The sequence below is a fragment of the Lentilitoribacter sp. Alg239-R112 genome, assembly GCF_900537175.1.
GTDB lineage: Bacteria > Pseudomonadota > Alphaproteobacteria > Rhizobiales > Rhizobiaceae > Lentilitoribacter.
In genome coordinates this window covers 2,107,804-2,121,548 of sequence record NZ_LS999833.1, presented here as the reverse complement: position 1 = coordinate 2,121,548, position 13,745 = coordinate 2,107,804, and the positions used below count along the sequence as shown (strand labels likewise).

Genomic DNA, 13,745 nt, shown 5'->3' with positions numbered 1-13,745 from the left:
TTTTTTTAAAGGGCAATTAGCTGGCGTCAACCCTAACTAACAAGTTCTGAAATTCTGAATTATTTGCACATTAAACTACGTTGCTTCTAAACATTTGGAGTTAGCGTTGCAAAGAACACTATAATCGTAAATGCCTTTTGTGGGGATGTTTATTACATAGTAGTAGTTTTGCTCGCCGACGATTGAACGCAACGTAATCCATAATGCCAAATGTGCGAAGAGATATGGCTTGGCATCGCTTTTTAGGATTGTTCTCTTATCCTCCACCCAGTTGTAACTTTCGGTAAGGAAGGGGTGTGGGAATAAATCGGCCAGACAGACCTTGCAACAATCAGGATGTTGTTCAAGCATTTTTCCAAGTGTTTGGCTGGATAAAAATTCGCTTACATATCCATTTTTCTTCGAGGCAGTTTCTATCACTTTAGCAAAGTTTTTTTGGTGTATTTCTTTTTCATTCCCAAATATTAAAATGTTGTAGGAAGTCATACTCAGATAAAACAAGACGCCATAAAATACCGAAGGGACTAAGATCGCAGCAATTATGAGTTTTGTAATTTTATGCATGAGCTTCACTCCAATGTCACATAGGATATAATATCCAATGACCTGATGACCGAATACATATTACTCCAAATTCATATTTGCGATGGATCTAAGCAAAACGCTCACAAGTTCGTGCTGGCGAGATGTTTCTGTTTTTGCAAATATAGATTTCAATTGGGTCCGGGCTGTGTTTGTGCTGATACCCTTTTTGGCCGTGAACTCGTCTAAACTAATGCCATGGGCGAGTTCTATCGCCAACATGGATTCAGCAGACGTTAACCCATAAGATGAAGCGAACAAGTTTACTGTTGAGTTGCTCTTGGAATACGGATCAAATATCATTACCACCATATTTACATTGTCCATACCGAACTTTTTGTACTTTGCTAGAGGAATAGCTATCAGGCTATAGGCTCTTTTTCCCGATGGGCGATGGGCAAGAATAGCTTGCCCAGAACGAGCACTGAAGTGGCTATAGCCGTTTCGGATCATGCTTGACAATGTATCCAATTTTTTATTGGCATTGCGATCAGATATTATTAAGTTGCTTTTACCAAGCCCGATACCATCGTCTGCATCAAATATCTCTCTTGCTGCTCTGTTAATATATACCGGAGCTTCTTTCTTTCCATATAAAACGAGTCCGAAGTTGATTAGATCAAGGACATTGTTCGAAACACGCAAGGCTTCATTGAGCTGATCTATTTTATTTTGAAGAGCTATCGCCCGACTGAGCTGTTTGCTAAGAAATGCTATCTGGAATGACAACTCATCCACGACTTCGGATTGTCCGGGATATCTTACAAACCAGCAGGCTAGACTATTTTCGGTTGATTTATTCAGTATGGTCACACCTTCGCAATGCATGCCCCAGGGTTTGGCAGCTTCCTGATGAAGGCGGGTTTCATAATGATCTTCAATGGACATGTGCGATCTAAGGAGAGTTGGTGTCTGTTCTGGTATCAACATAAATTTTTGGAATGCATCATGTGACTGAAGATCTAATCCGCCATCGACTAAAACATCTAGGCAATCCTGTGGGATGTTATGAGATCCAAGAGGTGGCCTGTTGCCACACAGGGGCCAGTTTTCGGAGAAAACAAATCCTGTATCATCTGCTGCGCGGCTGAGCGTTTCAACAGCGCGCTGATAATCAAACTCATGTTCAACACAGTCATAGAATGTATCGACAGCTGGTAGTAACAATTCTTGCACAATCGATCCTTTCTTCAGACCATAAAACCAAGTTTAATACTAAAATGCAATTTCCTGTAATCCATCACCTATTTGAGTGATGAAATATATTTTTCTAGTTATAATATAGGATGTTGAACACCATGAGGTTAATGGCAACGAGTGATTGCCGTGCTTGACCTCCCTATTGAACAGTATTGCTGGAAACACACCATTCATTATCGACGTGGGAGCATCTTCATCATAACATAGTAATCAATCCTATTTCGATTTCTCTTGTTTTGAACCCATCCCGCCTAGGGCTCTGGCCAATGGCCGTGCTCAATGACGATGAGATGCAAAAAACATTTCTTGCGCTCAAAAGGTGCTTTGTCTGGTTTAGCTATAATCGGCAATTTCTTTATTCTATAACTTAAACGGGCGATGCGAAGATCTTCGCGACTTTATATCCATTGAGGCCAGATATAACCCTAAGGTGTAGCCCAATGAATTGCAGTAAAAATCCGTCGTTTAGCATATTAAAACTAAAAAAGGCTCTCCTCGCTAGCGTGCCTTTCTATGTATTGGCTGCCACTGGCGTTTTGACCTCCTCCGCCATGGCTGATGATTTTGTCGTATCTACAGCTGTAACCACAACGAATAACGGGAACACCATAGATGGCGCTGACACTCTGACAATTACCCCAAGTGGTTCAATCGCCACTACTGCCGACGACGCTGTTGATGCTGTTGGCAGCAACAATGTAATTGTCAATAATGGGTCATTGGGTGGTTTTGTCTATGGTGTACATGCAACAGCGGGGAGCGGCGGTTCTTTAACCAATAATAATTCGATCACTGGTGGAGATAATGGTGTTGTTGTTAATATGATTGACTTCTCAATCTTAAACAACAACGGCGCGAGCATAACAGGTGATAACAACGGTCTCCGGATTGCCGGTAATTCGACGTCAGTGGTTGTCCGTAATTATGGACAAATTGAGGGTCTAGCAAACGATGGTATTGCTGTTGATACCGATGCAATTGATACCATAATTTATAACTATGCTAACGCTTCTATAACTGGTGACGATAGGGGTGTTTACCTCTCTGGAGATGGCGGGTCACGACTTGAAAACTTTGGAACTATTACTGGCAATACTCTAGAAGGTGTTGTCATTGATAGTGGAGACGCAGTTGTTCGAAATAATGGTTTGATAGAAAGCATGAATTCTCATGCAATTGAAATTACGACTGGTTCTAATATTTCGATAGAAAATTATAGCTCCATTACTGGTGATGATAATGGAATATCAGTCAATGATGGTACATCTAACGTTACAGTAAGTAACTACAACGGCGCCGAAATTTTGAGCAGTACCGCAAATGGCATAACTCATGGCGGCTCTGATTCCCTTCTAAACAATTTTGGTACGATAAACGGGTTTGATTACGGTGTTGCTACCTCAACGGCAGCAGCAAATTTTGAATTCAACAATCATGGCTCGTTAACTGCAGTAAATATCGGTTTTTTTGTTAATAGTGAGGATACCACATTAGCTAATCATGGGTCGATCAATGGAACCGCAGGACGGGGTGTAAGTTCGAGCTCAACTGCAAGCGATTTTGTCGTCAATAACTATGGAACCATTCAAGGCACTACCAATGGTGTGTTTGTGGAAGGCGCGCGAGCAATTATTCACAATTATGGGAATATTGAAAGCGGCGGAGTTGGAATCAACTTGCTTACAGGCGCTATCAATTCTTCTGTTTTGAATGATGGCGAGATTAACACAGTCGGAGTGGGCATTTTGTCCGATGCAATGAATACTAGAATTACTAATTCCGGTATAATTTCATCTGATGGAAGAGCAATTGAATTAGAGTTTAACGCTGATAATGCCATTGTAATTAATAACGGCACTTTAGTGGCTGAGGATACCGGCGTTTATGTAGATACAGATTTGGCGACAATTACAAATAATGGCAGAATATTGTCCAATGGATTTGGTATAAATATTGAAGACTTTGCGCCAGGAAATGCCACGATCCTTAATCATGGTGAGATCATCACTGGGTATGACGGCGAAGATAATATATTATCTGCCCATGTAGGTATATGGGCAGACGGCGTCAGTGGATCCAACACTACAAATTCCGGTAAGATTATCAATATGTCTAAGTCGACCAATCCGGCAATTATCTACGCTATTTTAATCGATAATAACACCAATATTCTCAATTTGCTTGCACCGTCTTACCTAGGTGGCCATATTTCTTACGGTTCGGCAACAACAGTTAACATTACAACAGGTCCATCTCATTCCGTTATTTGGACGCTAGATGAGACAAGTGCGCCCGTAGTTTCTGGTCCCGTAGCAGGGTTTTACAATGCAGTCACGGATCAGTTTGCAACCTATGATCCGACAGTTTTGGCTGTGGCGTTTGATCAGCTGGGGGAAAGTGCTGGTCTGATCTCTGATCTGGCCGCACTTAAAGCTGATCAAACAGCACCGTGGATTGCTGGCTTTGGCGGCTTCTCAAGTTTCGATGGAAATGCAGCGACACTTGACCGCAATACATTTGCTGGCGGATTTGCGTTTGGTAACCAGTTTGAGCTTGGGAATGGCTTTGTGTTTAATGCAATGGCTGGTTATCTCCGCAATAGTTCAAGCGCCTCTAGCCGCTGGAGTGAATCCTTTGATAATTCCAGCAATGGTTTCTTCGTTCATGCCAATAGCGCATTTAACGCAGGCATGCTTGATGTCAATGTGGGGCTAAGCACTGGTTACAACAGCCATAGTGATCGTAGATTTGTAAATGACAATCTGGCAACTAATGATCTGGGTCAGCATTTGGGTGAAGCCTGGTCTACATCAAAATATTCTAGCTTCTGGATAAGCCCTGAGATCAGGATTTCTAGACAATTGGGGCAGGTCAATGGTTGGGATTTAACACCATCTTTGCAAACGCAATATGCGCATCAATCCATTAGTGGATTTACTGAGGCAGGCTCAAACGGGGATGCAGTTGTAGGCACACGCAGTCTTGGCATTGTCACAACCAAAGCAGAACTTTCAGCCAGCAAGATGATGGGTTTCGGTCAGTTCACAGGGCGTGTCGGTATTCAGTCCCGAAATGCAGTAAGCGGTCAATCTGCTGATGTAACACTTATTGGTATCAATCAATCAGTTTCCAGTGGGTTTGAAGATCGTGTCTCAGGATATTTGGGTGCTGAAGGCCAGTTCGCACTAGGCAATAGTGGTTCATTCAATGTCGGCAGCAAAGTAAGCTTCGGCAGTGGTCGATCAAGCTTCTCAGCTAATGCCAAATTCAAAGTGACGTTCTGATTGGTTCGACTTGGGGCGGGCGGTAAATTAGCCTACCCTAAGTTCACGCCCGCTATTGATCTTAAAAGAAGGCTGATCAGTACAGCCTGACGGGATGTCTCCGTTTTCGCAAATATCGACTTTAGCTGTGTTCTCGCCGTCGAGATTTTTATGCCCTTCTTTTCCACATATTCACTGACACTCATTCCCTGCGCGAGTTCTGCTGCAAACATTGCTTCAGCCTGTGTGAGATTAAATGTCTTCATATAAAATTCTGTCGCGTTGGTTTTCTTTAACTCTGGATCAAAAATCAGAACTGCAATATTCACATTTGGAAACAGCCCACTTGTAGAATTTGATAATGGAATAGCCATTACATTATAGGGTGTTTTGCCAGATGGTCTTGGTGCTCGAACAAGCCCACCAGACCGCTCTGAGAGCGGTATGTTTGTATCACCCATTCGGGCAATAAGTTGGTTATATTGGTGATCAGCGCAGTTGTTTTGTACAACTAATCCACCTTTGTTTAAGTCCAACCCATCTTTATAGCTGCACATATCTTGCGCTGGTTTATTGATAAAAACCGGTGAATCAGAATGCTGGAAAAGAAGTAAACCAAAGTCAACAAGGTCTAACGCGCTATTGGATCTTATGACCGCTTTATTCAACACACTAATTTTGTTTTGCAGCTTCATTGATCTGGCCAGATGATTATTAAGAAATGAAATTCTGGTCAATAATTCTGAGTCAACTTCGCTCTGACCTCCCATACGTGCAAACCAACAAGCTAAATTACTCCGTTCGTCCTTGTTGAGTATTACAACACCTTCAGAATGTATTCCCCAAGGTTTGGCTGCAGTTTCATATAGAAGGGTTCTATAATGCTCTTCATCCGATAAAAAGGCTCGCCGCAGCATGGGCATGCGCTCCGGGAGCATGATGATGTTTTTAAACATGGCGTGCTCATTTACTTCGTCGGTATCATCATATTTCGCTAGTGCCCTAATCGTATCATCGGGAAGATTGTGATAGGCGATTGGAGGCTTGCCGCCAAGCAATGGCCAGAATTTGGACAGCACAAATCCTGTGCTATCAGTTGCAATGCTCAAAGTTGCTATTGCTCTATCGTGATCATAGTCATCATCGGTTATGCAATCATATATATCTTCAATTGATTTTAGTAATAAATCTTGCAACTAATATCCTCCTCATTTGGTTGAAATTAATGGCAAATTTTTCCAGAACTGAGCAAACATAGGTAGTCGCTCATCCATTTGAATCATAATAAATGGAGTAATAAAGAATCGGTGCTATTTCATCACCGATATGGGTTATGTATAACAGAAAACGTATCAGAAAATGGGGATGTTCTACTTTAGATTTAAACCGCTTGTTGAGCGTAACAAAAGACTCACCAATTCGCCTTGCCGGGTTACTCCGGTTTTTGAAAAGAGGGCCCTGAGCTGAACCCTGACCGTATGTAGACTGACCTTGAATTTTTGTGCATATTCCTCAAGGCTTGTTCCTTGCGCAATTTCCAATGCAAGTCGGGATTCTACTTTTGTGAACCCATAAACCGTTGCAAAGTGTTTAATCGCCGTCACTTTCTTTGCCGAGTGATCAAATATTAATGTGGCAATTCCTCTTGGATTTGTATCATTGTTGCTGATATCCATAGGAATTGTAAGCAACCCAAATGGCTTTTGGCGGGAAGGCCTTTTAACTGTAACCAAGCCTCCGTTCAGTGACGCTGCTGCGCGCTTGTTGTCAAAATTTGCATCGAGAATATCGGCGTACTCTTTTTGAGCTTCCCGATCAAAAATTTTAAGCCCTGATTTTGTTATTGATAGGCCATCCATCTTGTCTAAAACACGTTGTGCTGCACTATTTACCTGCACGATTTCTTTGTTCTTATCATAAAGGATGATCCCAAAGTCGACTAAATCTAGTATGTCGCTGCTACTAAGTAATGCTGTTTGTAGCCGATCAAGTTTTGTATGAATCTTCATCGCTTTGAGATAGTGCTTGCTGATGATAGCCATTCTTGAAATGGTCTCAGCGTTAATTTCTGACTGGTTGGGTTTGCGCACGAAACCGCATGCGATGACACTAATTAGGCCTTTGCTAAATATGCTGACGCCCTCTGAATGAAGTTCCCATGGTTCTGAGGTTTTCTTATACATGGCGCTTGCAAAATGTTCCTCATCTGAAACGAATGCTCGTCTTAAAACAGGTACACCTACCGGAATTTTAGGGAGGTTCTGCAGCATTGAATTGTTTTCGATCGAAACAAATGAACTAATCATAGCCTTTACCGCATCTTCCGGGATATTGTGAACGGCTAAAACATTTGCCTTGCCAATTAGAGGCCATATTTCAGTTAAAATCAGACCGGTATTGTCAACGGCCAACCCGAAAGATCTCAACGCCTTTTGGTGGTCAAATTGATTCCCAACGCAATCGTAAATTGTCTCGATTGTTTTCAGTAAATTCGTATCCAATTCCAATCTCACCTTATTTTCGTAACTTTTGGCTTATCGGAATTTATTATGCGATTTGGAAAATGTGCCATCAGCTTCTGTTCCGATTTTTTGGTCGTCACGGTGTCAGAATAGATACAAGATCATTTACGGCTGTCTATAACCCAAACAGGTGATGCGAGAAGACTTAGTGGAGTTTACTCAATGAGAGGTGCTCCTCTCTTTGTAGGCCTGCAACTTACGATTTCAATATGTGCAGATTTTAGGATGAAATTTTGTGACATGCAAAGCTCTACCTCGATAGATCAACCTCAAATTCTGTTACATGCGTTTTATGGGAATTTGATGCGGTGGAGCATAATTGTATCGGTTTGCGCGATACCTAGTTTTATTATTGCGTTTAAGGTCTATTCAGTGACTGCGATGGTGATGGGTATTGTTATGCTTATAGCCTTCTATTCTTTTGTCGCCAGTACAAAAATATGGCGCGCCAGTGCAAACAACTGGCAATCGGTTATGAGTGCTTTAAGCATCGCTTTTAAGTTAAAAATTTTTCTTGCATTGATCTGGCTTCCAGCTTTTCTCTTTACCAAGGAAATACATTTTTTTGTTCTTCTTCCTGATTTATACGCCGGAATTATTGCTCATGAATCGATCATGTATTTTCTGAAAATATCTGGCGATGAGACAACGCTTTTTCTACCAACCTTATTAACAACTTTGCTCCAGGGCTTAATTGTCAGCCTTCTCGTTGTTTTGTTCGCTTTTTTTGTGGTTTTTCCTTTTAGTTGCTTGATCAGAAGTACCTGGAGGGGGCGTTGAAGTGAGGCGATTTTTGGTGATTTTTTATGTTTTTGGGTTTACCGCGATGCTCGGGGGTGGCGGATTTATGACATATAATCTTCGGTTTCTCATTGTTTCCGAAAAGACAGTTGGAACGGTGGTTTCTACATCTGAGGTTAGGCGAAGCAAAACTGATATTGATCTACAACGTCGAAACAATGTCTCGACAATCGATTATTCATCTAATGTGTTGGATGTGGAGTTTTTTGATATCTCGGACAATAGGCATGTTGTGATGTTCGATATCAGCGAGGATACGTTTGATATTGGTGAGAGGGTTCCTCTCGCATACCGGTTCAGGACGCCTGAAGACGCCAAAATGTCCGGTTTTAGGAGAATGTTTCTTGGTCCAATCATTTTAGTCTTTTTTGGTAGCCTATTTTGGTTTGTGGGCAAACTTGGATTTGTGATGCTGGAATGATGCTAAGGGGAACGGGAATGTTGCAAATTGATATTCGTTCAGGTGCACCAGATGAGTAAGCTCAAAACCATCGTGAGGCATTGGCGTTTACTCCTGCCGACTAGATTAGTTCTCTTAGTCTCAATACTCAGTGCAAATGTGGGCAATAGCCTCAAATCAATCGCTATCTATCTGATTTTGTTTGTAGTCCCCATAGTGATAGGTATTGCTGCTGGCGCCGCCGCGCATATTTCAAACCAACAGTTTCAGGTGGAGCAAGCACTTGATAGCAGAGGTATTCATATAACAGTCAACGTTATACATGCGCACACATGGATTTATGGTGAGCCACCGTTATCTCCAGAGACAGCGGATCGGCGTTTTGATATCTGTTACCTCGATATCCAATACGAAGTTCCGGGATCTCAGGAGGTTTACTCAGCTATTTTGCACCCATTTGGAGACCCTAATAATTGGACACGTGCCAGTAGTTCTGGACCAAGTTATCGTGACGCTCCAAAACACTGCGCATCATTTGAAAGTGGCGGTACCGCTGCAGCCAAGGTGTTGCCGGAAGATCATAATGTGGTGATGCTTGATTTCACGAAACGTAGTTCTGATGACAGAGTCCCAACGTTATTTATTCTGTCCATTGTGCTTATTACATTGCCGCTTGGCACATTGTTTATTGGGCTGATTCAGTACTTGCGATCATCACGGATTTAAGGGAGCTCATGCAACATGATGATAAATTTTTGTCAAAATAAACGACTGCACAAATTACGCAGTCAATCAGAAATAAAATTTGTTCTTTTGCTTAGTTTTTTGAGTTTAATTCTTGGCTCAATCTCAGCGAACGCAGGACCATACAGAGCGATACATATTGATGATCAACCGCTGGGTAATTCTTTAACACACATATTTTGGCTCCGAACAATTGAGGATAATCAGGAGCGATATGATAATCCATTCATTCATCAATTCGTAGTTAAGCAGAATATTGAAACTGGGTTGATAGAAAATCACTGGCTACTACGAAGACTCATATTGGAATCCAGATTCGATATTTCTGACGATGGATCAGTTAAGACGGGGATACTAAATGTATATGAGCCTCCACTTGACGAAGATGAGGCAAAGCCAATTTCGGAACCTCCAGATTCCACCCTATATAGGGATGCGTTTGAGATTTTGAGAGACGAAAAAGCTGCTCCTATTTCTTCAACCAACCTAAGTTGGTCTCATTCTAACCTGCAAAGTTGGAAGGTCACGAACCAGGAAGGGCTTTCGTATACAGCCGATGTTACACAAAGTGCAGACGTAGAAATGGAAATGGATGTCCGTGTGGATGCGGATGATCTGGTAAAACAGATACGTATGCTCTTGCATCCTACAATTGACGAGATGAAGAAATTTATTTTGCCGGGTGATGACCCTAGATCAGCGATACCCCGAGAATCATTATCCATTGATTTGTCGTTTTGTTCGACAGAAAACGTAATGGCTATACACGCGTTAAAGCGTGTGACTTTGATGCAATTTGACTGTAACGCAGAAGAATTAATCAATTGGTACAAAGTATGGATACGAGTGGAATGAGGTGCAGAAATGTCAAATGTTATGATAAATCCATTTGGCCCCATTGTTTTAGCCACTGTCGTTTTGGCAAGCCTTATCGGCTCTGCCAAATCTGATACTAAGATTATATACAAGCGTCTAACCATCGAACGATCAGAGGACGGGCAAAAATCACTTTTTGACATCGTCTTGGTCGGAGAAACGAGATCAAGAAATGTTGCCGTACTAAATAAAGAAGGAGAAAGTTGCAATCTTGAGATTTGGGATATGGTTCAACGGATGCAAATTGTTAGATTTAGCGATTTCAGATATTGTAAATCCGATGAATATGAGGATGCTTATTCCCTTTATAATTTGCCTGAGTTCGAGCCGTTTTTCGCAACAAACTCAAGCGTAATAACCTTGTTGTTAAAAAGTTATGATATTGATCCCTATGCATCCCCATTGGATGAATTTGATGTAGACAGCGATGGGTTCTGTTCTTCAAATGGCACAGTAATGGTTTGTGGAAATTCTTTCGATATTCGGTAAACCATTCATCGTTGTTTAGTACTGAATTCCAGTTTTCTTCGGCGCGCATTTGGATTCCAATATTGCAGGTAGGGCATATGATGAAAAAAATAAGTGCACTTTTAGTTTACGCGATCTGCGTGGAATTGGTGTTGTCACAGCAGGTGTCTGCATGCGCTTGTTGTGCCGATCCGGGATATCGCGAACAAGGCTTATTACCTGTTTCAGCCTACGAATTTTCCGTGTTGTCTGCGCTTGAATTAGACGGACCTGGAAATCTGTATATGACAGCGTGTGCTGAGGACTGCGTATCCGGTCTCGACTGGTTTCAAAGCACAGTAGAAACTGATTTCAGTGTTAATGGGGACCTAATTTCAATTGTGTTGAACCATGACACCTCGGAGCGGACAGTTCTTGAGGCTAAGCTTCCAAATGAAATATTCTATCTTGCTAAAGATTTAAACCCTGGCGATACCTCAACCTCTGTCTGGTTAAAAACAGAGTTTCTCATGGCATTAAATATCTATGGAAGCGGGCCTGGTTGGTCAGGTGGTTCTGATACCATTCCAACCAAGTTGATATTTTATGGTGGTGGTAACGCCTGTCCCGATATAGCTTTGACGAACTATTGGTTGCTCGATGTAGGCGGGTCTGGGCAGAGCGCCAGATTCCGACTGTTTGGTAAACTATTTAACAGCCGTTGACTGATCTCCGCCACTTCAGAAGTCGTAAATTGCATTAAGCTGACTTATTGAGTATCTGCGAAGCAATGAAATAATTGAGAGGGTGTTTGCAAGATTTTGCGTGAGCCTAGCTATGAATTTCATCGTTTCCGCTTCAAAAACTAACGTAGTGCTAGTATGGCGCAAAATACATTAATTAAATCAATATTATAGCCTGTGAACATGACACATCATAATCCGCGTGTCGGGGGTTCAAGTCCCTCTCCCGCTACCAAAATTTCTTATATTATAGAATGGGTTAGCTCTAAATAAGTTTGCTGTGCCTCTGCGCTTTTAACTCTTGGGTGCCGTTTGGGTTTCATTTTCGTCGGGCTTGAATGGCATGAGATGCGACAGAGTAATATAAACTGATATGATAATTGATCTCCCTTAAAATTTTTGGAATATTGTTTTGGGATCAATTTATTAACCTAAATCAGATGTAATCCTTTCAGAAAAATCTGATGGGTTTCGACGTATGACAATTAAAATGATTGATTTGTTCTCTGGGGCAGGGCTCCTTAGTCATGCATTCGAGAAAAATGGTTTTACTCCCACTTTGGCCATAGAGATGGATAAAGATGCTGTATCATCCTACAATCGTAACGCAAATTTTGCATGTGCTAAGTTAGCTAGTGTCGTCGATGTTTGCGATGTTGACAGAGAATGGCCCTGAGGAGGCATAATTTTTGTGCTGATCCACGTTCCTACCGAGATTAACAAGTTACTTGAAGTATTATTGATTACTCGAAAAGTATTGCCATATTATTTGGATTGTTGTAACAATTCGCTATTGAATAAAGATCAAGTCGCCAGACTTTAAACCTGCACTAACTTCTATACCATCCAATGTTGTTTGCCCTAGTTCAACGGGTACATATTCGATATTATTGGTTATCTTATCTTTAACGCCCACAAATGGTTCATCAGCTATATAATGTATTGAAGATATAGGGACTATGATAGCGTCGGGATTTTTATAGATCTCGATTGTCATTCGCGCAGACATACCCAACCTTACAACACCTGATTTAATTTCGTTTGAAGGTGAAAATCGGGCGCGGACTTCAAAAACTGGAACACTACTGCTGCTTCCGGTTTCAATAGCTTCCGCGCTGATACTGACAATTTCACCGATAAAACTTTTATTTTGGAATGCGTCACTCTCAATTGTAACTTTTTGACCCATTCTTATTTTGTGTACATCAACTTCATCAATTGTGCTTGATACTATCAACGTCGTAGCGTCAGCAATTGCGTATAGTGCTTGCCCGCTTGCAACTCGAACACCAGGCTCGATTGTGGGTGTTGCCAGTGCGGAGTTATTTAAGGACGGAGCGCGCGTAAGAATACCTGATTTTTCAGCTGTTATTGAAGCTCTATTTTTTTGATTGTTTAACTGGATGTGCCGAGATTGAGCGTTTTGAAACGTAAGTTCGGCCAACCGAGTATTTTCTTTATTCGCTCTTGCAAGTATTCTCTCAAGATCAAGTTGTTGATCAAGAACGGTAAATTTTTGTCTATCGCGCTGCTCAATCAAGCCATTATATTCATTTCTGGATACGATGCCTCGTTTAAAGAGCTCTGCGAGTTCGGTCGTTTTTGTTTCCAGACTTAATAGCAATAACTCTGCCGTCTTTAGGGAACGTTGTACCCGCAAAACTTCTCCACTTGAATTCCAGTTTTTGAGTAAATCAAGTGCTACGCGCGATCTGATGGTTTCCGCCTCTGCCTCTCGCAACTGAATTTCAATCTCGCTGGTATCAAGCGTTAGCAGAACTTTTCCACCGGTCACAGCTGCACCCAATTGACCGTAAATATTTGTAATTACACCATCAAAGGGTGCAACAACTGGAACTATTTGATCTGCCCCGATCATCCCTAAAATGACTATATCATTTGAAATTGTTTGTGGTTCTATCTCTAAAACCTTCGGAGCCGTCTTGTCTATCTGGCTCATCGCTAAGTCTGATGTATTTGGGTTCCAATAATCCCAAGCAACAACTGACAACAAAACAGTCAATAAGAGGCCAAAGGTTAAGAATTTTCCTTTTGTTTTGGTATTCGCTACAGTTCCATGAACCTTATCTGATTGGTTTTTGGTACTGTTAATTGGACTTGGATCTGGTTTTTGCTCGAAGTATCCTTTTGATTCAATCTTCATTCA

13 protein-coding genes are annotated in these 13,745 nt (G+C 41.6%); 8 read left to right on the top strand and 5 right to left on the bottom strand.

Going from position 1 to position 13,745, the window contains the following annotated elements:
- Window positions 1-75 precede the first annotated feature (75 nt).
- Window positions 76-564: a hypothetical protein gene (locus G3W54_RS10530; RefSeq protein ID WP_162653009.1), complete on the bottom strand. Its 489-nt coding sequence runs from the start codon at window positions 562-564 to the stop codon at window positions 76-78.
- Between the two features lie 60 nt (window positions 565-624).
- Window positions 625-1,758, bottom strand: a complete 1,134-nt coding sequence (locus G3W54_RS10525; protein ID WP_162653008.1) for a helix-turn-helix transcriptional regulator — start codon at window positions 1,756-1,758, stop codon at window positions 625-627.
- A 464-nt stretch (window positions 1,759-2,222) separates the two neighbouring features.
- On the opposite strand from G3W54_RS10525, the gene G3W54_RS10520 reads away from it, so the two are divergent.
- Complete coding sequence (locus G3W54_RS10520) at window positions 2,223-5,066, top strand: autotransporter domain-containing protein (RefSeq protein ID WP_162653007.1); 2,844 nt, start codon at window positions 2,223-2,225, stop codon at window positions 5,064-5,066.
- Window positions 5,067-5,098: 32 nt separating this feature from the next.
- Here the strand turns inward: G3W54_RS10520 and G3W54_RS10515 are convergent, their stop codons facing one another.
- Both G3W54_RS10515 and G3W54_RS10510 read right to left on the bottom strand, forming a co-directional pair.
- Window positions 5,099-6,241, bottom strand: a complete 1,143-nt coding sequence (locus G3W54_RS10515; RefSeq protein ID WP_162653006.1) for a helix-turn-helix transcriptional regulator — start codon at window positions 6,239-6,241, stop codon at window positions 5,099-5,101.
- A gap of 174 nt (window positions 6,242-6,415) precedes the next feature.
- The gene (locus tag G3W54_RS10510; RefSeq protein ID WP_162653005.1) at window positions 6,416-7,546 is read right to left on the bottom strand and encodes a helix-turn-helix transcriptional regulator; all 1,131 of its coding nucleotides are present in this window, start codon (window positions 7,544-7,546) and stop codon (window positions 6,416-6,418) included.
- 183 nt (window positions 7,547-7,729) lie between these two features.
- Here G3W54_RS10510 and G3W54_RS10505 point away from each other — a divergent pair, with 183 nt between their 5' ends.
- The 7 genes from G3W54_RS10505 (at window position 7,730) to G3W54_RS10475 (ending at window position 12,254) form a co-directional block, all read left to right on the top strand.
- Window positions 7,730-8,347: a hypothetical protein gene (locus G3W54_RS10505; RefSeq protein WP_162653004.1), complete on the top strand. Its 618-nt coding sequence runs from the start codon at window positions 7,730-7,732 to the stop codon at window positions 8,345-8,347.
- A 1-nt stretch (window position 8,348) separates the two neighbouring features.
- On the top strand, window positions 8,349-8,789 hold the full coding sequence (locus G3W54_RS10500; RefSeq protein ID WP_343162561.1) for a DUF3592 domain-containing protein: 441 nt from the start codon (window positions 8,349-8,351) through the stop codon (window positions 8,787-8,789).
- Between the two features lie 51 nt (window positions 8,790-8,840).
- Window positions 8,841-9,494, top strand: coding sequence for a hypothetical protein (locus tag G3W54_RS10495; RefSeq protein WP_162653002.1), 654 nt, complete (start codon window positions 8,841-8,843; stop codon window positions 9,492-9,494).
- A 321-nt stretch (window positions 9,495-9,815) separates the two neighbouring features.
- Window positions 9,816-10,367: a hypothetical protein gene (locus G3W54_RS10490; RefSeq protein WP_162653001.1), complete on the top strand. Its 552-nt coding sequence runs from the start codon at window positions 9,816-9,818 to the stop codon at window positions 10,365-10,367.
- Window positions 10,368-10,376: 9 nt separating this feature from the next.
- Window positions 10,377-10,877: a hypothetical protein gene (locus G3W54_RS10485; protein ID WP_162653000.1), complete on the top strand. Its 501-nt coding sequence runs from the start codon at window positions 10,377-10,379 to the stop codon at window positions 10,875-10,877.
- Window positions 10,878-10,954: 77 nt separating this feature from the next.
- Complete coding sequence (locus G3W54_RS10480; protein WP_162652999.1) at window positions 10,955-11,560, top strand: hypothetical protein; 606 nt, start codon at window positions 10,955-10,957, stop codon at window positions 11,558-11,560.
- Window positions 11,561-12,056: 496 nt separating this feature from the next.
- Window positions 12,057-12,254 carry a DNA cytosine methyltransferase gene (locus G3W54_RS10475; protein ID WP_197742823.1) on the top strand — a complete coding sequence of 66 codons (198 nt, stop codon included), beginning with the start codon at window positions 12,057-12,059 and terminating at the stop codon, window positions 12,252-12,254.
- Between the two features lie 114 nt (window positions 12,255-12,368).
- Here G3W54_RS10475 and G3W54_RS10470 read toward each other — a convergent pair whose 3' ends face one another.
- A complete protein-coding gene (locus G3W54_RS10470; protein WP_162652998.1) occupies window positions 12,369-13,742 on the bottom strand; it encodes an HlyD family efflux transporter periplasmic adaptor subunit in 1,374 nt (457 codons plus the stop codon).
- Window positions 13,743-13,745: the final 3 nt, after the last annotated feature.

Coding starts and splice junctions, on each gene's coding strand:
- G3W54_RS10530 (WP_162653009.1), bottom strand. CDS start 564: ATGCATAAAATTACAAAACTCATAATTGCTGCGATCTTAGTCCCTTCG.
- G3W54_RS10520 (WP_162653007.1), top strand. CDS start 2,223: ATGAATTGCAGTAAAAATCCGTCGTTTAGCATATTAAAACTAAAAAAG.
- G3W54_RS10505 (WP_162653004.1), top strand. CDS start 7,730: ATGAGAGGTGCTCCTCTCTTTGTAGGCCTGCAACTTACGATTTCAATA.
- G3W54_RS10495 (WP_162653002.1), top strand. CDS start 8,841: ATGAGTAAGCTCAAAACCATCGTGAGGCATTGGCGTTTACTCCTGCCG.
- G3W54_RS10485 (WP_162653000.1), top strand. CDS start 10,377: ATGTCAAATGTTATGATAAATCCATTTGGCCCCATTGTTTTAGCCACT.
- G3W54_RS10480 (WP_162652999.1), top strand. CDS start 10,955: ATGATGAAAAAAATAAGTGCACTTTTAGTTTACGCGATCTGCGTGGAA.
- G3W54_RS10475 (WP_197742823.1), top strand. CDS start 12,057: ATGACAATTAAAATGATTGATTTGTTCTCTGGGGCAGGGCTCCTTAGT.
- G3W54_RS10470 (WP_162652998.1), bottom strand. CDS start 13,742: ATGAAGATTGAATCAAAAGGATACTTCGAGCAAAAACCAGATCCAAGT.